This is a genomic window from Streptomyces sp. NPDC028910 (assembly GCF_055564955.1).
Map to the genome: position 1 here is coordinate 162,053 of NZ_JBVHVF010000009.1, position 17,350 is coordinate 179,402.

Genomic DNA, 17,350 nt, shown 5'->3' on the forward strand with positions numbered 1-17,350 from the left:
ACGTCCCTCGATGCTTCCTCGGCTGGTCCTGCTCCTTCCTTTTCAGGTTACACGAGTTAAATCAAGGGAGCGGTGGTGTGCACAGACGTGCGGACGGGCCCGTGCAGGAGCCGGGAGGGCCCCGCGAGGTCGTCGAGGGCGGTCACGACCGAGTCGAAGCGCATCGTGGTGCGTGCCTGCGTGTCGTACGGTCGCCACCGCGGCAGCCCGGGATGGTTCGGGTCGCCCGTACGGACGAAGGCGATCCAGGCCCGGTGCATCGCGTGCGCGAGTCCGTCGCGGACGGCAGGGGTGAGCCCGGCCAGGAAGGGCGCGTGCGACCACTGCTCGAAGTTGTCGAAGACGAAGGGGAGTTCGAGGCAGTGCGCGGCGCCCAGACGGCCCTCGTAAGCGGGCGTGGGAAGGTCGAACTGGTAGGCCCATACCGGGTGGCCCGACTCGGCTCTGGCCTCGGCCAGTTGGACGGCGGGCACCCGGAAGAGCTCGTCCGTGATGAGGTCCATGAGGACGTCGGCCGGACGGGCTCCGGGCCTGGCGCGCTCGTACGCCGCGTACACGTCGGCGGCGGCTTCGTTCCCGAACGTGTCCGCGATCCGGTCGATCACCTGCTCCCGGGTGGCGGCGGCGTACCCCTCGTCGAGGGCGAAACCGAAGTTGGCCTCCTCCCGGGTCCAGCCGATCAGGACGTCGATGCCGGTCGCCGCGCCGTTCAGCAGGGCCTGCGCCGGATGGGTCCGGAGGGTGACTCCGTCGATCACGGGCAGGAAGGGCGTCGGCCAGTACCCCCACCGCGTGGTCCGCTCGAAGAGACCGGCGCCCGCTGCGATCAGCTCCTGCCAGGGCAGTACGCGCAGCTCCGCCAGGTCCTTGGCGCCGGCGAGTTCCAGGTAGGCGGCGGTGCGCTCCAGGTACGCGTCGGGGCCGGGGAGGTCCAGGCCGAAGGGCGGGCTCTGCAGGATCACCCGCCGGATCAGGCCCTGGGCCTGCGGGTGGCCGGCGAGGGCGGCGGCGGATACCGCGCCGCCCGACTGCCCGGCGACCGTGATCTGGTCCGGGTCGCCGCCGAAGGAGGCGATGTTCTCCCGGACCCAGCGCAGGGCGGCGAGCTGGTCGGTGAGCCAGTGGTTGCCGCCGGCGTCAGCCTTGCCACCACCCTCACCCTCGTCGCCCTCGTCGCCCTTGTCGCCCTCGCCCAGGGAGAGGTAACCCAGAGGCCCGATGCGGTAGTTGACGCTCACGACGACGAGGTCGCCGTCGCGTGCGAAGGTCTCGCCGGAGTAGCCGGGCAGCGAGCCGGAGCCGGACACGAAGCCGCCACCGTGGATCCAGACGAGCACCGGGCGGCGGGCGCCGTCGGCGGCCGGCGTCCAGACGTTGAGGGTCAGGCAGTCCTCGTCGAAGGGCGGCGCCCCGTGCCCGCCGAGCACCGGGTCGCCGTCTTCCCGGTACATCTGCGGCGCGCTCGGGCCGTCGGCGGTGGCGTCCCGCGTACCGCTCCAGCCGGCATGCGGCCGAGCGGGCTTCCAGCGCAGGTCACCGACCGGCGGTGCGGCGTAGGGCACGGCGCGGAAGACGGCGACACCGCCTTCGGTCGCGCCGCGCAGGCGCCCTGCGGGGAGCTCGACCACCGTCTGGTCCCGGCCTGGGGAGTGAGGCATGAGCCGTTCCTTCCTGGCTGTCGCGCACAGGATGCGCACCGACAGTTCGAGATTATGGCGCGATTTTGGCGGACGTCAATCATTCACGATATGCCGGGGGCCGCTCGGCGCCTCACCCCTGCCCTCAGAGCCACAGGCTGTCCGAGGCCATGCGCTCCGACTCCGTCCGCAACAGCGGCTCGAAGACCCGCCACAGCACCAGACAGGTTCCGAGGCCGAGGAGGACGCCGGCGAAGGTGTCGCTGAGCCACTGCGCGCGTAGCCAGGTACGGCTCCCCATCATGGCGAGGACGTACGAGGCGCCGATCGCCCACCACCAGCGTCGCGCACGCGGCGGGAACACCACCACCGCGACCGTGATCACGAGCGTCACCGCGCTGAACACCTGCCCGGAGGGGTACGAGCCGTCGTTGACCAGGACCCACGGGTCCGGCGGGCGCGGGCGGTCGGCCAGTTGCTTGAGGGGCAGCAGCACGAGGACGTTGGCGGCGACGGCCGCCGAGAAGACGAACAGCCCCGAGCGCCAGCGCCCGTAGACGCAGAGGCAGCCGACCAGCGCGAGCGGCAGGACCAGGCCGATCGGGCCGCCGAGCCGGTCGAGGACGATGGCGAAACCGCCCAGCCCGTCAGAGCCGCCGGAGCCGCCCGAGCCCCCGGCGGAGGAATCGTTCGCCGAGGCGGCCCAGCGGTCGTCGAGCCCCTGGAAGTAGGGCCGCCGGTCGAGCCGGAGCAGCAGTCCGATCAGGAGCGACAGGAGCAGGAGGCCGATCCCGAAGGCGAGCGCGTGACGCGGCGGGGCCGCCGGAAGGTGGTGCCGGGGCGGCTGGGGCGGGCGGGACGGACGGGGAGGCGGCACGAGGGAGGACGAGGGGAACATGGCGGGCCTTTCACGGTCGTCTCCCCAGGCGGTGGGGGCACGCGGAGAGCGGGCACAGGAGCGTGGAGCGAGAGGGGGCGAAAGGGAGCGAGAGGGGGCGAGAGGGGGCGAGAGGGGGCGAGAGGGGGCGAAAGGAAACGAGGGAAGCGAAGAGCGGGAGGCGGCGGGGGACGCACGGGCCGCCGATAAAGAAGGGCCCGTTCCTGGCCGATCAGGCACGTGAAGCCCGGATCGTCCGCGGTTCCCGAGCCATTGCCGGGCGGGCCGCGGGCCGGACTCGATGCGAGGAGACGGCTCGTTACCGCCGGGGCGGGGAGGGACACGACCTCCGGCAGCGAGGTCGTCGCGGTGCGGCACGGAGTATTACCGATGCGTGACGGCCGCCACAAGTGCAAGAGGGTTTTTCGACACATCAGCCCTGCGCAGTGGCCTCGATGCCGCGGTTACACGCCTTCCCCCTTCGACGGTGGACTCCGGTCACGATCTGCACAACGACCCATCTCAGACCCTGGCGGTGCCTGGAAATGGGTGCTACACAGTCTCCAACGCAGTTGGTGACACGTGTAACAGCACCAAGTGAACCGCGTTCGTCCCCACCGCGCTCGTCCGCCGCATCTCCCGGCGACAACGCCACCCGGCGTCCGCTCGCGGAGCGCCGGCCCGCCCCTCTCCCCCCACGCACGCCACCTCCCCGCTCCGTCCCCCGAGGAGTCGTCATGGCCACGCACGAAGTCGTCGATCCGCCCGTCCCGCCGATACCGGAACCCACCCGTCAGCGGGGGCTCCTGCCCCTGCTGCTGGTCGCCAACTCCGCGATGATGGCGGTCTACATGGGCGTCGGCTCGGTCCTGCTGCCCACTCAGATCGCCGCGATCGCTCCCGCGGACAAGGTCGCCGTCCTGGGCCTGATCGGCGGCATCAGCGCGATCTTCGCGACCGCCTTCAACCCCATCGCCGGCGCCCTCTCCGACCGCAGCGGGCGCCGCAACCCCTGGATCCTGGGCGGCGCCCTGGCCTCCCTCGCCTGCCTGGCCTTCCTCGGCAGCGTGAGCACCGCGCTGCTCGTCGGCATCGGCTGGTGCCTGATCCAGGCGACCATGAACGTCTACCAGGCGGCGGTCACCGCGATCGTGCCCGACCGGATCCCCGTCACCCGCCGGGGCACCGCCTCCGCCCTGGTCGGGCTCGGCCTGCCCATCGGCGGCACGGTGGGCGTGCTCGTCGCCTCCCAGACCGCCGAACACCTGCGCACCGGCTATCTCGTCTTCGGCGCGATCGTCGCCGTGGCCGCGCTGCTGCTCACCGGCTTCTGCCGGGACGTCCCGCGCACCGAGGCCGCCGATGCGCCGCCCACGCCCAAGCGCGGCCAACTGGCGGCCTTCCTCTCGGCCTTGGCCAACCACGACTTCCGGTGGGCCTTCATCGGCCGGGCCCTGATGGTCCTCGGCTACTTCTCCGTCGTCGGCTACCAGCTCTACATCCTCGGCGACCACATCGCACTGCCCGCCGGACTCACGCCGCCCGCCGCGATGGCCGTCCTCACCCCCGTGTCGATGGTGGCGATGGCCCTGTCCACCGTGCTGGGCGGTCTGCTGTCCGACCGCTGGAACCGCCGCAAGGTCTTCGTCGGCGTATCGGCCGCCCTCGCCGGGCTCGTCATGGTGGTCCCCGTGGTCAGCCCGACCTGGACCGGCATGCTCGTCTTCAGCGCGCTCAACGGACTCGCCTTCGGCTGCTTCATGGCCGTCGACACCGCGCTCGTCACCCTGGTCCTCCCGCGGGCCGAGGACGCCGCCCGCGACATGGGCGTCCTGAACATCGCGAACGCCGGTCCGCAGATCATCGCCCCCTTCGTCGCCTCGGCCGTCGTCACGGGCCTGGGCGGCTACACCCCGCTCTTCCTGGTCGGCGGGGCCCTCTCCCTGATCGGCGCGCTCGCCATCCTCCCGATCCGCAGCGTGCGCTGACTTCCTGCCCGGGCCCGTCGCCGAAGAGCCCGGCCGGAACTCCGGCGGGCGCGCGCCGAGGGTCGCGCGCCCGCCGGGCACCCTCCCCGCCCACCCTCCCTCTCCGTCCCCTCTGAAGGAGCATTCTGTGAGACGCAAGCGCGTTCTGCCGCTGGCCGCCCTGATGCTGTGCACGCCGGCCCTGGCCGGCACGGCACCCGCGGTCGCCTCGCCGCAGACCGCACCCGCGACCGCCGCCCCGTTGCGGATCCTCCTCACCAACGACGACGGCTACGACGCGCCGGGCATCCGCAAGGCCTTCGAGCGTCTGACCGCCGCCGGACACGACGTCACGATCGTCGCCCCGCTCACCAACCAGAGCGGCACCGGCACGAAGATGATGAGCGCCCCCACGATCGCGGTGAAGCATCCCGAGCCCAAGGTCTGGGCCGTCGACGGCACTCCGGGCGACTCCGTCGCCTTCGCACTGGCCGAGGTCTTCGCCGGCAAGGCCCCCGACCTGGTCGTCTCCGGCACCAACTTCGGCCCGAACGTCGCCGGGCTCGCCACCCACTCCGGTACGGTCGGCGGCGCCGTCGCCGCGCTCGAACACGGCGTGCCGGCCATCGCGCTGAGCACCGGCGGCCTCTCCGCGCCCGACCCGGTCACCACGGTCAACGCGATGGGTCCCACGGTCGAGTTCGCGGTCAAGCTGATCGACCGGCTGCGGGCGCGGGCCCGGTCCGGTCCCCTGCTCCCCGAGGGCGTCGGCCTGAACGTCAACCACCCGGTCGTCGGCGCGGACGGCAAGGGCACGGCCGCCGGCGTGGCCGCGACCTTCCAGGATCCGCAGACCCTCCTCGAACCCGACTTCACCGATGCCGGCGACGGCACATGGAAGGTGACCGTGAAGGTGGCCCTGCGGCCCGCCGCGAAGGGCGGCGACATCGAGGCCGTGAGCGCCGGCCGGATCGCCGTCAGCCCGATGAACGCCGACTGGAACACCGGCCCCGCCGATCACGCCGTGACCTCCGCCCTGATCTCCGGGCTCCGTCCGTAGGCCCTGCGGACCGGTCGGGGGCGGAGCGGTGTGCCGCTCGGCCCCCGCCGGTCGAACCCGGCACCACCTCGGCAAGTACCCGCACGCATTCGGCAAGCACGCGGCAAGACTCCAGGAGGACGGATGAACAGGCCCGGGACACGGCTGCCCTCCGCGCGATCCCTGCTCGGCCACGCGAGATCCCTGCTCGCCGCCGCCCTCGCTGTGGCGGCCCTGCTTGCTTGGGCGTCGCCACCGGCAGCGGCGTCCGGCGGATCACCGCGCCCGGTGGTCACGCTCGCGCAGGGCGCCCTGCGCGGCCAATCGCGCGACGGCGCACAGGAGTTCCTCGGTGTCCCCTACGCCGCTCCCCCGGTCGGGGACGCACGGCTGCGGGCACCTCAGCCGCCGCACCGCTGGCACGGGGTGCGGGACGCCGTCCGGCAGGCCCCCGCCTGCCTGCAGTTCTCGCCGTTCGGCCTGAGCGATCCGGGGGCCGTCAGCGAGGACTGCCTGTACCTGGACGTGTACCGGCCCCGGACGGCCCGCCCCGGAGCCCGGCTTCCGGTGATCCTCTGGATGCACGGGGGCGCGTACAGCCAGGGAACGGGTACCCAGTTCGGCGGGCGCACCATGGCCGATCTCACCCAGAGCGTGGTGGTCAGCATCAACTACCGGCTGGGGCAGCTCGGATATCTGGCCCTTCCCGAGCTGGGCCGGGAGAACGACCTGCGCTCCGGGTCCTTCGGCCTGATGGACCAGCTCGCGGCGCTGCGGTGGACCCGGGAGAACATCGGCGCGTTCGGCGGGGATCCGGACAGCGTCACCGTCTCCGGGCAGTCCGCGGGCAGCGGTTCCGTCTGTGCGCTGCTGGCCGCCCCGTCTGCCGCGGGCCTGTTCCACCGCGCGGTGCTGCAGAGCGGCCCCTGCACCCTCCTGCGTACGCCGGACAGCGCGAGCGCCGAGGCGCAGGCGCTGTCCTTCGCCGCGCGGGTGGGGTGCGCCACCGCGGCCGAGGTGGCCGGCTGCCTGCGCGCCGCCTCCGGAGCGGCGCTGGTCGAGGCGGCCCGTACGCTGCCCACGCCGGGTCCGGCGTCCGGTGACGGGCTGGTTCCGCTCACCCCGGCGCAGGCCATCGGGAGCGGTGCGTGGAACAAGGTGCCGGTCCTGATCGGGAGCACCCGCTCCGAGGCCCGCTTCTTCGTGGCGCTGACCCAGCCGCACCTGACGGCCGAGCAGTACGCGGAACAGGTCCTGGCCGGTTACGGGGCGGCGGGGGCCGAGGTGCTCGCCCGCTATCCGGTCGCTGACCACGGCTCGCCGTATCTGGCGCTGTCGGCCGTCATGACGGACTCGACCTTCGCCTGCCACACCGCGTGGACGGCTCAGCTCTTCGCGTCCCAGGTCCCGACGTTCGTCTACGAGTTCGACGACCCCCGGTCGCCCACGCTCGCGGGTGCGCAGGTGCCGGGCCTGGACGAGTCGAACGCGCACAGCGCGGAGCTGGCCTATCTGCACGACTTCACCATGGGCGAGCGCCCGCTGACCCCGGTCCAGGTGGCTCTCGGCACCCGGATGAAGCGCTACTGGGGCGCGTTCGCACGCTTCGGCGCCCCCGTCGTGGCGGGTCAGACTCCCTGGCCGCCGACCGGCGCCGGCGACGGCACGGCCTTGACCCTCCATCCGTCGGCGACCCGGACGACCACCTCCTTCGGGGCGGACCACCAGTGCGCCTTCTGGCGGACCCAGCCGCCCCGTCCGGTCTGAGGCGGCCCTCACCCCGGAGCCGACACCCTTTAGGGGACGTTCACGCGAGCCGGGCGGCGGCGACGGCTCCGGGTCACCGCGAAGGAGGACGCCAGCACCACGAGGACGGCGGACACCGTCAGGAGCCAGACCGGGATGCCGTCGCCCACCGTCAGCATCCGGTCGCGGTAGACCACCCGGCGGTACGGGGTGTCCTTGGCGGTGGCGCGCAGTTCGTGGTCCGCGTCGATGCGGTCGGGCTCCGGGAACTCCTGGTCGATCGCGGTGAGGAACACCGGTTGGGCGCCGGCCAGTTCGGCGAGCGGGCCGTCCTTCGGCTGGACGGTCCCCGCGAAGGTCACCTTCGGCGCGGAGCCGCCGATCCGGGTGGCGGGTTCCATGCGGTGGTCGGCCAGCACGTACAGGCCGAGGGACTGCGGCGTCTTCGCCATCCGGGAGAGCCGCATCGGGTAGACCAGCCGGTCGCTCTCGAAGCGTATCTTCAGCGGGTCCAGGTCACCCCCCAGCACCATGCCCTGCTGCCGCGGGGCGAGCCGTATCGCCACGTACTCCCACCGCTGGTCGACGTACGGCTTGACCTCGGCGGCGAGGCGGTCGGGGAGCTTGAACCCGTTGCTCTCCAGCCAGTTCTTCAGGGCGTCCGGGTCGGTGGCGGTGAGCCGTGCGACGTCGAAGTCACCGAGCTGCTCGCGGCCGACGACGCCGACCGATTCCGGAGCGCTGCCCGGCGCCGGTGCGCTCGCACCGTCCCCGCGGCCGGAGGAGAAGGGCCAGTCGCGGCCGCGCGGCCAGAAGTAGCTGCGCGTCTTGCGTTCGGGCCGGGTCAGCCATTCCAGGTCTTTGAACATGTCCCCGTCGCCCAGCTCCACCGTCGCCCGCCCCGGGACCGGCATGATCCAGGCGGCCCGCCGCGCGTCCCCGCGGACGGTGAAGCGCATGACGATCTGCTCCGTCCGGCCGTCCCAGCGCACGACGGAGGTCTCCCGGTCGACCCCGATCCGGGACTGGCCGTCGGGAACCATCGCCCCGCAGCCGCACGCGTGGGCGGGGTTGACCAGCGCGCCCAGCTGGGTCGCGAGCAGAGCGAACAGCACGGCGAGAATTCTTCGTTTCATCCACACGGGGTCTCAGACGATCACTTGCGTGATCCGGTTCCGCGGGTGACCACCTTGATCGGTCCGCTGCTCAGCTGCCGGATCCGGAGCGCAGTGCGTTGCGCCAGACCGTCACGTCCAGGGTGATGTACTTGCTGGGCGATCCCTCGGGCGAAAAGCCCTGAACGGTCACGAGGGCCATGTGCCCGGTGCCCGTGGTGACGCAGACCTGCCGCCCCTTTGCGATCTTGTTGAGGTAGAGGTCGCCGGCGAACCGCGTCTCGGCGCGGCAGGCGGCGAGGGATCCCTCCTGGCCGGGATCGAGCAGTGCCAGGTTTCCGCCCGAGGCCTCCGCGTCGAGGTATCCGCCGGTGTCGTAGGAGAGTTCGTATCCGCCGTCCTCGCCCTGCTGGGGCCGGACCTCGTCGTCTCCGAGGGTCAAGTGGTAGCCGGCGGTGAGGTTGATGCCCTTGAAGTCGGTGGGCTTCGGATCGGCCTTGGCGCTCGGCTTCGCGTCGCCCGCCGCGCCCTCGCCGGTCTTCTGCGGGCTCTGCGACGAGCCGCCGCCCTGCGTCTGCTGCCCCCTGTCCTTGAGCAGGGCGTACGCCGTGACGCTGCCCATGAGGCCGAAGGCGATCACGGCCACGACGGCGATCGCGCCCCGCCGGCTCTGGCTCTTCGGCGGCTGGGGCGCCGGGTGCCCGGTGAATCCGGGGTACGGCTGCGGCTGCGGCCGCGGCTGCCCCGGGAACTGGGTGGGGGCGTAGTGGTGGGCCTGCACCTGCGGAGGAGCGGGGACGGGGGCGGGCGCGGGCGTGGGGTACTGCCCCGGGGCCGGGTGCGGGGCCGGCGGCCCGTAGCCGGGGGGCGGCGTGGCCGGGGCCACCGGCGTGGTGGGCGAGTAGGCCGCCACGGCGGGAGCGGCCGGGGCGGTCGGCGGGCTCGACGGGGGCGGCGGGGTCTGGAGCGGGGCGGGAGCGGCCGCGCGCACCGTGATGTCGGCGGCGACGGGGGCCGGGAGCCAGTCCTCGGGGCGGCGCAGCACCGTCTCGGCGTTCGCGGCCTGGCAGAGCGCGATGACCTCGGAGAGCGAGGGCCTGGCCTCCGGGTCCTTGGCGAGGCAGCGCGTGACCAGTTCGCTCAGCCGGTCCGGGACCCCGCTGAGGTCGGGCTCCTCGTGGACGATCCGGTAGAGCACGCCGTGCGAGGTGCCCTCGCCGAAGGCCGGGGCTCCCGTGGCCGCGTACGCGGCGACCTGCCCGAGCGCGAAGATGTCGGTGGCCGGGGTGACCTTGCGTCCCGCGGCCTGCTCGGGGGCCATGAAGGACGGGGTGCCGATGGTGACGCCGCTGCCGGTGAGCGAGGTCGCGTCGGCGGCGTAGGCGATGCCGAAGTCGATGACGCGGGGCCCGTCGGCGGCGAGCAGCACATTGGACGGCTTGAGGTCGCGGTGCACGATGCCCGCGCCGTGGATGACGTGCAGGGCCTCGGCCATCCCGGCGATCAGCAGCAGCACTGCCTCGACGGGCAGCGCCCCGTGCGCGGCCACCGCGTCGGCGAGCGAGGGGCCCGGCACGTACGCGGTGGCCAGCCAGGGCTGCGCGCCGTCGGTGTCGGCGTCGATGACGGGAGCGGTGAACAGGCCCTGCACCCGCTGCGCGGACTGCACTTCCTGGGCGAACCGGCGGCGGAATTCGGCGTCTTCGCCGAACTCTGGGCGGATCACCTTGATGGCCACGGGCCGGCCGCCGGGGGTGTACGACAGGTACACCTTGCCCATGCCGCCGGCGCCGAGCTTGGCGGCCAGCCGGTATCCGGCGATGGTGGTCGGGTCGTCCGCGTCGAGCGGCTTGAAGACCTGGGGGGAACTGTCCCGGCCCGGCTGGTGACCACTCATCAACTCATGTCTCCCCCCGCAGATCTTTCCTGTCGACCGGCACCCTACCCAACGATCGCGCCCGCCTCGGCGCGTCGGCGACCGGTGACCCGTCAGGCGGAGCGCAGGGTCTCGGCGACGGCCCCGGGCAGCCAGTCGGCGACCCGGCCGAATCCGAAACCCAGGGCGGTGGCCCGCCCGTTGTCCATGGCGTAGGCGCGGTCGAAGGAGAACGGCGAGGCGGCGGTGCCCTTCTCGACGACCCGGTAGCGCGGGCGCCGCCCGACCTGCCCGGCGACCGTCTCGCAGAGCGCGATCACGTCCGGAGCGCCGTGCGAGGCCGCGTTGACGGGCCCGGTGAAGGTCTGCTCCGCCGTCCAGTGCAGGAAGCCGGCCATCTCCAGGTGATGGATGAACGAGGTCGCGTACGGGGCTTCGTGGACCTCGACCGGGGTCCCGGCGCCGATCCGCTCGACGTAGTGCGCCAGCCGGCCGGTGAACTCCGCCCGGCCGCCACCGAGGACGTGCGCGGTGCGTACGGAGACGTACGGAAAGGCCGGCTCGCGCAGGAAGACGGCCTCGGCCTGCCGCTTGCCCTCGGCGTAGGCGCGCGCGGTATCGAGCGCGGTGCCGAGCGCGGGCCCGGCCGGCGCCGCGAGCGGCAGGCGCGCGGGGTCGAGGTGCTCCTCGGTGACAGGAGCGGGCATCGGGGCGGGCAGCGTGGCGGGGACGGGGAGCGTGGCGGGGACGGGGAGCGTGGCCGGGTCGTACACCTCCATCGTCGAGGTCATCACATAGCGCCCGGTCCGCCCGGCGAACACCCGCCGGGCGACGGCGGCCTGGAGCGGCGTGTAGCAGACCTGATCGATGACCACGTCGAAATCGCGCGTGCCCAGCGCCGCCCGCAGCCGCTCCTCGTCGTCGCGGTCGGCGAGGAGGTGGCCGACGCCGGGGGGCGGGGCGCTGGAGCCCCGGTTGAGGACGGTGACCTCGTTCCCCGCGTCGCGCACGCGGCTGACCAGGGTCTTTCCGAAGTACCGGCTACCGCCGATGACAAGAATCCGCTTCATGCGTGCGACTCTGCCGCTGTATCGTCCCCAGCGGAACTGACGAGCTGCTGAACCGGCGTTAAGGAAAACTGATGATCGATGTGCAGCGGCTGCGCGTCCTGCGGGCGGTGGCCGAGCACGGCAGCTTCAACAAGGCGGCCGGAGCCCTGCTGCTGACCCCGTCGGCCGTCTCCCAGCACATCGCGGCGCTGGAGCGGACCCTCGGCCGTCCGGTGGCGGTGCGCAGCACGCGCGGGGTCACCCTCACCGAGCCCGGCCGGCTGCTGGTGGAGGCGGCGCAGACCATTTCCGCCGAACTGGACCAGGTCCGCCGCGCGATCGACCGGCTCACCGTGGAGCGTCCGCGCCTGACCGTCGCCACCTTCACCAGCGGGGGCCGGCACCTGCTGCCCGCGGCGCTGTCCCGGTTCGTGGACGCGCATCCGGAGGTGGAGCTGACGGTGCTGGAGAGCGAGCCGGAGGATGCCGTCCCGATGGTGCGCGGCGGCGCGGCCGATCTCGCGCTGGCCTATCACTTCGACGGGCCGGCGCCCGTGCGTCCGGGGGAGCGCCCGGGGCTCGATTGGGTGCCGCTGATGGAGGATCCGCTGTGGCTGGTCCTGCCGCGCGGCCACCGCCTCGCCGACCGGCCCTCGGTGGGCCTGACCGAACTCTCCGCCGACCGGTGGGTGCTGGGCTGCCTCAAGACCGAGGCCTTCCTGCGCCGTTACGCGGAGCTCGCCGGCTTCGACCTGCGCGTGGGGGCCTCCACCACGGACTACTTCTTCGCGCAGGCGCTGGTCGCGGCGGGCGTCGGCGTCTCCCTCGTCCCGCAGGTCTCGCTGGCCCCGGCCCAGGCACCGGGCCGGGAGTTGGCCGTGGTCCGCGTCGAACCCCCGCGCCCCGCCCGGCACATCGGCTTGGTCCTCCCGCGCCGACGCCGCGCGCAGCCCTACACCGATGCCCTGTCCGACGCCCTGAGCTCCGCCGCCGCCTCGGCGCGGGCCGAAGGGCGCCCGTGAACCGCCTCCTGTGCGGGCTCGCCGCGCTGCCGCCCTGGCCGCCGTTCCGGGGGCGCTGCCCCCGCACCCCGCGCCTCAATCGTCCATAGTCACTCCGCAAGCGATGGACCACGTTCCGAGCGGGACGGGGGGACCGAGCCCGGGGTGACCAGGCCCGTCTCGTAGGCGATGACCACGGCCTGGGCCCGGTCGCGCAGCGACAACTTCGCGAAGATCCGCGCCACATGGGTCTTCACCGTGGCCTCGCTGAGCGTGAGCTCCCGTGCCAGTTCGGCGTTGGAGCGGCCGTGGCCCATCAGGGTCAGCACCTCGCGTTCGCGCGGGGTGAGTGCGGCCAGCTCCCGCTGGGCGTCGGCCGTCGTAGCGCGGTCCGGCCCGGCCGCGCCCGGGGCGCAGCGTTCCACCAGGCGGCGGGTGATCGACGGGGAGAGCAGCGCGTCGCCGGTGCTGACCAGGCGGACCGCGGCGGCGAGGTGTTCGGGGGTGACGTCCTTGAGCAGGAAGCCGCTGGCTCCGGAGGCGAGGGCCGCGTACACGTACTGGTCGAGGTCGAAGGTGGTCAGCATGATCACCCGGCAGTACGGGGCTTCGGCGAGGATGCGCCGGGCGGCCTCCAGACCGTCCATGTTCGGCATCCGGATGTCGAGCAGTACGACGTCGGGGCGCAGGCGGCGCACCGCGTCGAGCGCCTCCACCCCGTCGGCGGCCACACCGACCACGTCGATCCCGCGGGCCGCCAGGATCAGCCGGAAGCCGGTGCGGACCAGGTCCTGGTCGTCGGCGATCACCACGCGGGGCGCGGGCACGGGTGCCCGCTCGGCGGACGCGGGTACGGACCCGGCGGGCGCGGACGCGGGTACGGACCCGGCGGGCGCGGGACCCGGCCCCGCCGGCGTGGTCACGGCCGGTCCAGCGGGAGGCGGGCACGGACCCGGTAGCCGCCGCCGAGGCGGCGGCGGAAGTCGAGGTCGCCGCCGTAGACGGCGACGCGCTCGCGCAGACCGAGCAGTCCGCGGCCGGTGCCCTCGGCCTTCGGCCGGGTCCGGCCACCGCCCGGCCGGGATGGCGGCGCGCCGCCCGACAGCACGCTCGGTCCGCCGTTGAGCACTTCCACGCGCAGCGCGTGTTCCGCGTACCGCACCGTCACCTGCGTCTTGCCTCCGTCTCCGTGTTTGAGCGCGTTGGTCAGCGCCTCCTGGACGATCCGGTACGCCGTGACGTCGATCCCGGCCGGGAGCGGGCGCGGATCGCCGGATATCCGTACTTCCACCGGCAGGCCGGCGAAGGCGAACCTGTCGATGAGCGGGCTGAGCCGGCCGAGGCCCGGCTGCGGCGACAGCCGGGCGGCCGCGGACTCGTACGGTTCGTGCGGTACGTACGGTTCGTCCGCGCCGTCCTGGGCGGGCGCGAGCAGGCCCAGCAGGTGCCGCAGTTCGGTCATCGTGGTCCGCCCGGCCCGCTCCACGGCGCCCATCGCCGCCGCGGCCTCCTCCGGCATGCTGGCGAGCACCTCGCGGGCAGCCCCGGCCTGGACCACCATCAGGCTGACGTTGTGGCTGACGATGTCGTGGAGCTCCGCCGCGATCCTGGCCCGTTCGGCGTCGACGGCGGTACGGGCCGCGCTCTCGCGCTCCCGCTCCAGCAGCCAGCCGCGCTCCCCGATCGCCGCCCGGTGGCCGCGCCGGGCGCGCAGCAGGGCCACGCCCAGCCAGCCGGCCACGGCCGCGGACAGGCAGGCCGCGGCCACGGCGATGATCAGCGCCACCTTCAACTCCCCACCCCGTACGGCTGGATGTCATTGTGCCCGACGGGGCGGCGTACATCCCCGGGATGACCTGCCCGGACGTTTACATCCGGGGGCTGACGCCCCGCCCGCGGGCTCCACCTTAGGTTCGGGCCATGACAACTGATCACGACAGTGCGCGGCAGGTCGTCGTACGGCTGGACGGTGTGCACAAGGAGTACGGCGACGCGAAGGCGCTGGACGGGCTGTCGCTGGAGATCCGGGCCGGGGACGCGGTGGCCGTGATGGGGCCCTCCGGCTGCGGCAAGTCCACGCTGCTCAACATGGTGGCCGGGCTGGACCGGCCGACGTCGGGCACCGTCGAGGTGCAGGGCCAGGACCTGGGCAAGCTCAACGAGACCGGGCTGGCGCTGTTCCGGCGCCGGCACATCGGCATGATCTTCCAGTTCTTCAACCTCATCGACGATCTGCCCGCCCTGGACAATGTGGCGCTGGCCGCCCAGCTGACCGGCACCCCGGCCCGGCAGGCGCGCCGCCGGGCCCTGGAGCTCCTCGACGAACTCGGCGTCGCCGACCGCAGGAACAGCTATCCGGCGACGCTGAGCGGCGGGGAGCGCCAACGGGTCGCCGTGGCCCGGGCTCTGATGAACCGTCCGGCGCTGCTGCTGGCGGACGAGCCGACCGGCGCCCTCGACAGCCGCTCGGGCGAGCAGGTGATGGACCTGCTCATCGACCTCAACCAGATCGGCCAGACGCTGCTGATCGTCACGCACGACCCGCAGTTGGCCACGCGCTGCGCCAGCCGTCTGGTCGAGGTCGCCGACGGCCGGGTCGCGCGGCAGAGCGCGCTGGAGGCGACCGCGTGAGCGCCGTGTGGCGGGCCTCGCGCGCGGCCGTGAAGCGGCGCCGGCTCCAGACCTTCGTCATCGGACTCGTCGTGCTCTGCTCGACCACGACCGTCCTGCTCGCACTGGGGCTGCTCGCCGCCGCCTCGGGGCCCTTCGACAAGGCGTACGCCGCCCAGCGCGGGGCGCACGCCGTGGCGACCTTCGACACGGCGCGGGTCTCCCGGGAGCAGTTGGCGCTGACCGCGCGGCAGCCGGGGGTGGAGGCCGCGGCCGGTCCCTTCGGGCAGGCCGTGATCGACATCCCCAGGGGCTGGCTCTGGACCGCGGGCGGCGCCCTCACCGTCGTCGGCCGGGCCGATCCGGCGGGCGAGGTGGACCGGATCGAGCTGCTGGAGGGCCGCTGGGCCACCGCGCCCGGCGAGATCGTCGTCAACTGGTCCTCGCAGGGCTCCCCCGGCCCGAAGCTGCTCGGCACCGGACTGGAGGTCCGCGGATCACCGCCACTGACCGTCGTGGGCTTCGCCACGAGCATGAGCCGGTCGGCGAGCGCCTGGGTCTCACCGGAGCAGATGGCGGCGCTGCAGCCCACCTCCGCCCAGATGCTCTACCGGTTCACGGACGCCTCGACGCCGGCACGACTGAGCGCCGCACTGGCCGGGGCCACCGCCGGGCTGCCGGAGGAGTCGGTGACCGGTGTGCAGACCTACTTCGCCCTCAAGCAGGCCTTCTCGGCGCTGGCCGACTCGTATCTCCCGTTCCTCACGCTCTTCGGCGTCCTGGGCCTGCTGGTCTCCGCACTGATCGTCGGCAACGTGGTCAGCGGGGCGGTCGTCTCCGGATACCGGCACATCGGGATGCTCAAGGCCCTGGGCTTCACCCCGAACCAGGTGGTCGCCGTCTATCTGACGATGGTCTGCGTCCCCGCCGTCGTGGGCGCCGTGCTGGGCACCCTGCTCGGCAACGCGCTGGCCGGGCCGATCCTGAGGGTCGCGTTCAGCGGCATCGAGACCGGCCGGGCCCCGGTCGGCGAGCTCGACCCGTGGGTGTCCGTGGTCTGCCTGCTGGGCATGCCGGCCCTGGTCCTGCTGGCCGCGCTGGTCCCCGCCCTGCGGGCGCACCGGCTGCCCGCCGCCCGGGCGATCAGCGCGGGCGGTGCGCCGCGGACCGGGCGCGGACTGCGCGTCCAGCGGGTGCTGGGCTTCACGGAACTGCCGCGTGCGGTCAGCCTGGGCCTGGGCCAGCCGTTCGCCCGCCCGGCCCGCACGCTGCTGACCCTGGCGGCCATCGTCCTCGGCGTCACCACGGTGACCCTGGCGACGGGTTTGACCAGCACGATGCTGGCGTTCGGCGAGGTCGGCCGGGGGGACGGAGGCGCCAGGATCCAGGTGGAGGCGGGCGGGCCGGGCAGCGACCGGCCCCCGCCGCTGCTCGGCGATCCGCAGATCGGGGAGCGGCTGCGTACGCTCCCGGGCGCGACGGGGGTACGGGCGCGGGCGTTCTCCCAGGCGAACCTGGTCGGGCAGACGCAGCCCGTCTACGCCGACTTCTACCGCGGGGACGACACCGTGTACGCCGACACGATCGTCCGGGGCCGGGCACCGGCTGCGGCGGGCGAGTTCGTGGCCGGGCCGTCGTTCCTGAGGGAGCGCGGGCTGAAGGTCGGCGACCGGGTCACTCTCGAGCTGAACGGCCGGAAGGTCCCGGCCGCCGTGGTGGGTGTGCTCATCGACGGCGACGCCCGGGCATTGGCGGCTGGTTGGCGGACCCTCGCCCAGTTGGCACCGGACGCGCAAGCGACCGAGTACACGGTACGGCTCGCTCCCGGCGCCGACGCCCGGGCCTACGCCGAGGCCGTCGAGGCGCTCGATCCGGGCCTGCGCGCGTCGGTGGCGGACTCGGGGAACGCCGGCACGACCACCGTCGTCACCTTCTCGACGGTGTTCACGGTGCTGCTGACCGTCGTCGCGTCGCTCGGCGTCTTCAACACCGTGCTGCTGAACACCCGTGAGCGCCGCCGTGACCTGGGCATGCTCAAGTCCATCGGGATGACGCCCCGCCAGGTGGTGGTGATGACGGTCACCTCGGTCGCCGGGCTCGGCGCGGTCGGCGGGCTGCTCGGGATCCCGCTCGGGATGCTGGCGCACCGGCTGGTCGTGGACAGCGTCGGGGTGGTGGTCTTCCCCGAGTCCATGAAGGACGTGTGGCACGCGCCGCAGCTGGCCGCGATGCTGCTGGCGGGGGTGGCGATCGCCGTCCTCGGCGCCCTGGTCCCCGCCCGGTCGGCGGCCCGGATGACGATCGCCTCGGTGCTCCACACCGAGTGATGTCCAGGCCTGTTCGACTGTGCTGCCGAGCCCGGAGAGGCGGCCGCCACCGGGACCGCCACCGGGGCCGCTTCCCGGACCGTCGAGTGATTTCGTCACCTCCCCG

At 73.4% G+C, this 17,350-nt stretch carries 13 protein-coding genes; 6 read left to right on the forward strand and 7 right to left on the reverse strand.

Annotated features, from left to right (window positions below):
- Nucleotides 1–56: 56 nt before the first annotated feature.
- Nucleotides 57–1,658 carry a carboxylesterase/lipase family protein gene (locus tag ACZ4TV_RS14560; protein ID WP_468134376.1) on the reverse strand — a complete coding sequence of 534 codons (1,602 nt, stop codon included), beginning with the start codon at nucleotides 1,656–1,658 and terminating at the stop codon, nucleotides 57–59.
- Between the two features lie 124 nt (nucleotides 1,659–1,782).
- The gene (locus ACZ4TV_RS14565; RefSeq protein ID WP_468134377.1) at nucleotides 1,783–2,535 is read right to left on the reverse strand and encodes a phosphatase PAP2 family protein; all 753 of its coding nucleotides are present in this window, start codon (nucleotides 2,533–2,535) and stop codon (nucleotides 1,783–1,785) included.
- A gap of 716 nt (nucleotides 2,536–3,251) precedes the next feature.
- Between ACZ4TV_RS14565 and ACZ4TV_RS14570 the strand changes: the two genes are divergently transcribed.
- The 3 genes from ACZ4TV_RS14570 (at nucleotide 3,252) to ACZ4TV_RS14580 (ending at nucleotide 7,287) form a co-directional block, all read left to right on the forward strand.
- Nucleotides 3,252–4,502 (forward strand): MFS transporter, encoded by a 1,251-nt coding sequence (locus ACZ4TV_RS14570; protein ID WP_468134379.1) that lies wholly within the window; start codon nucleotides 3,252–3,254, stop codon nucleotides 4,500–4,502.
- Between the two features lie 127 nt (nucleotides 4,503–4,629).
- Nucleotides 4,630–5,541: a 5'/3'-nucleotidase SurE gene (surE, locus tag ACZ4TV_RS14575; RefSeq protein WP_468134381.1), complete on the forward strand. Its 912-nt coding sequence runs from the start codon at nucleotides 4,630–4,632 to the stop codon at nucleotides 5,539–5,541.
- Nucleotides 5,542–5,664: 123 nt separating this feature from the next.
- Entirely contained in the window at nucleotides 5,665–7,287 is a 1,623-nt protein-coding gene (locus ACZ4TV_RS14580) for a carboxylesterase/lipase family protein (protein ID WP_468134383.1), read from the forward strand.
- A 29-nt stretch (nucleotides 7,288–7,316) separates the two neighbouring features.
- Here the strand turns inward: ACZ4TV_RS14580 and ACZ4TV_RS14585 are convergent, their stop codons facing one another.
- The 3 genes from ACZ4TV_RS14585 to ACZ4TV_RS14595 all read right to left on the reverse strand — a co-directional run bounded on the left by ACZ4TV_RS14585 (nucleotide 7,317) and on the right by ACZ4TV_RS14595 (nucleotide 11,327).
- Nucleotides 7,317–8,402, reverse strand: coding sequence for a DUF2330 domain-containing protein (locus tag ACZ4TV_RS14585; RefSeq protein ID WP_468134385.1), 1,086 nt, complete (start codon nucleotides 8,400–8,402; stop codon nucleotides 7,317–7,319).
- Nucleotides 8,403–8,472: 70 nt separating this feature from the next.
- A complete protein-coding gene (locus tag ACZ4TV_RS14590; protein WP_468134387.1) occupies nucleotides 8,473–10,278 on the reverse strand; it encodes a serine/threonine-protein kinase in 1,806 nt (601 codons plus the stop codon).
- A 92-nt stretch (nucleotides 10,279–10,370) separates the two neighbouring features.
- Complete coding sequence (locus tag ACZ4TV_RS14595; RefSeq protein WP_468134389.1) at nucleotides 10,371–11,327, reverse strand: NAD-dependent epimerase/dehydratase family protein; 957 nt, start codon at nucleotides 11,325–11,327, stop codon at nucleotides 10,371–10,373.
- 71 nt (nucleotides 11,328–11,398) lie between these two features.
- Between ACZ4TV_RS14595 and ACZ4TV_RS14600 the strand changes: the two genes are divergently transcribed.
- Nucleotides 11,399–12,328 carry a LysR family transcriptional regulator gene (locus ACZ4TV_RS14600; protein WP_468134391.1) on the forward strand — a complete coding sequence of 310 codons (930 nt, stop codon included), beginning with the start codon at nucleotides 11,399–11,401 and terminating at the stop codon, nucleotides 12,326–12,328.
- A gap of 89 nt (nucleotides 12,329–12,417) precedes the next feature.
- On the opposite strand, the gene ACZ4TV_RS14605 is transcribed toward ACZ4TV_RS14600, so the two are convergent.
- Both ACZ4TV_RS14605 and ACZ4TV_RS14610 read right to left on the reverse strand, forming a co-directional pair.
- Complete coding sequence (locus ACZ4TV_RS14605) at nucleotides 12,418–13,134, reverse strand: response regulator (protein ID WP_468134493.1); 717 nt, start codon at nucleotides 13,132–13,134, stop codon at nucleotides 12,418–12,420.
- A 92-nt stretch (nucleotides 13,135–13,226) separates the two neighbouring features.
- Nucleotides 13,227–14,093 carry a sensor histidine kinase gene (locus tag ACZ4TV_RS14610; protein WP_468134393.1) on the reverse strand — a complete coding sequence of 289 codons (867 nt, stop codon included), beginning with the start codon at nucleotides 14,091–14,093 and terminating at the stop codon, nucleotides 13,227–13,229.
- A gap of 134 nt (nucleotides 14,094–14,227) precedes the next feature.
- Between ACZ4TV_RS14610 and ACZ4TV_RS14615 the strand changes: the two genes are divergently transcribed.
- On the forward strand, nucleotides 14,228–14,938 hold the full coding sequence (locus ACZ4TV_RS14615; RefSeq protein WP_468134395.1) for an ABC transporter ATP-binding protein: 711 nt from the start codon (nucleotides 14,228–14,230) through the stop codon (nucleotides 14,936–14,938).
- On the forward strand, nucleotides 14,935–17,244 hold the full coding sequence (locus ACZ4TV_RS14620) for an ABC transporter permease (protein ID WP_468134397.1): 2,310 nt from the start codon (nucleotides 14,935–14,937) through the stop codon (nucleotides 17,242–17,244). The genes ACZ4TV_RS14615 and ACZ4TV_RS14620 overlap by 4 nt, the downstream gene beginning before the upstream one ends.
- The last annotated feature ends 106 nt before the right edge of the window (nucleotides 17,245–17,350 follow it).

Bases quoted from the DNA above. Each gene is read 5' to 3' on its own strand.
- ACZ4TV_RS14580 (WP_468134383.1), top strand. From the start codon at position 5,665: ATGAACAGGCCCGGGACACGGCTGCCCTCCGCGCGATCCCTGCTCGGC.
- ACZ4TV_RS14565 (WP_468134377.1), bottom strand. From the start codon at position 2,535: ATGTTCCCCTCGTCCTCCCTCGTGCCGCCTCCCCGTCCGTCCCGCCCG.
- ACZ4TV_RS14585 (WP_468134385.1), bottom strand. From the start codon at position 8,402: ATGAAACGAAGAATTCTCGCCGTGCTGTTCGCTCTGCTCGCGACCCAG.
- ACZ4TV_RS14570 (WP_468134379.1), top strand. From the start codon at position 3,252: ATGGCCACGCACGAAGTCGTCGATCCGCCCGTCCCGCCGATACCGGAA.
- ACZ4TV_RS14595 (WP_468134389.1), bottom strand. From the start codon at position 11,327: ATGAAGCGGATTCTTGTCATCGGCGGTAGCCGGTACTTCGGAAAGACC.
- ACZ4TV_RS14590 (WP_468134387.1), bottom strand. From the start codon at position 10,278: ATGAGTGGTCACCAGCCGGGCCGGGACAGTTCCCCCCAGGTCTTCAAG.
- ACZ4TV_RS14615 (WP_468134395.1), top strand. From the start codon at position 14,228: ATGACAACTGATCACGACAGTGCGCGGCAGGTCGTCGTACGGCTGGAC.
- ACZ4TV_RS14600 (WP_468134391.1), top strand. From the start codon at position 11,399: ATGATCGATGTGCAGCGGCTGCGCGTCCTGCGGGCGGTGGCCGAGCAC.
- ACZ4TV_RS14560 (WP_468134376.1), bottom strand. From the start codon at position 1,658: ATGCCTCACTCCCCAGGCCGGGACCAGACGGTGGTCGAGCTCCCCGCA.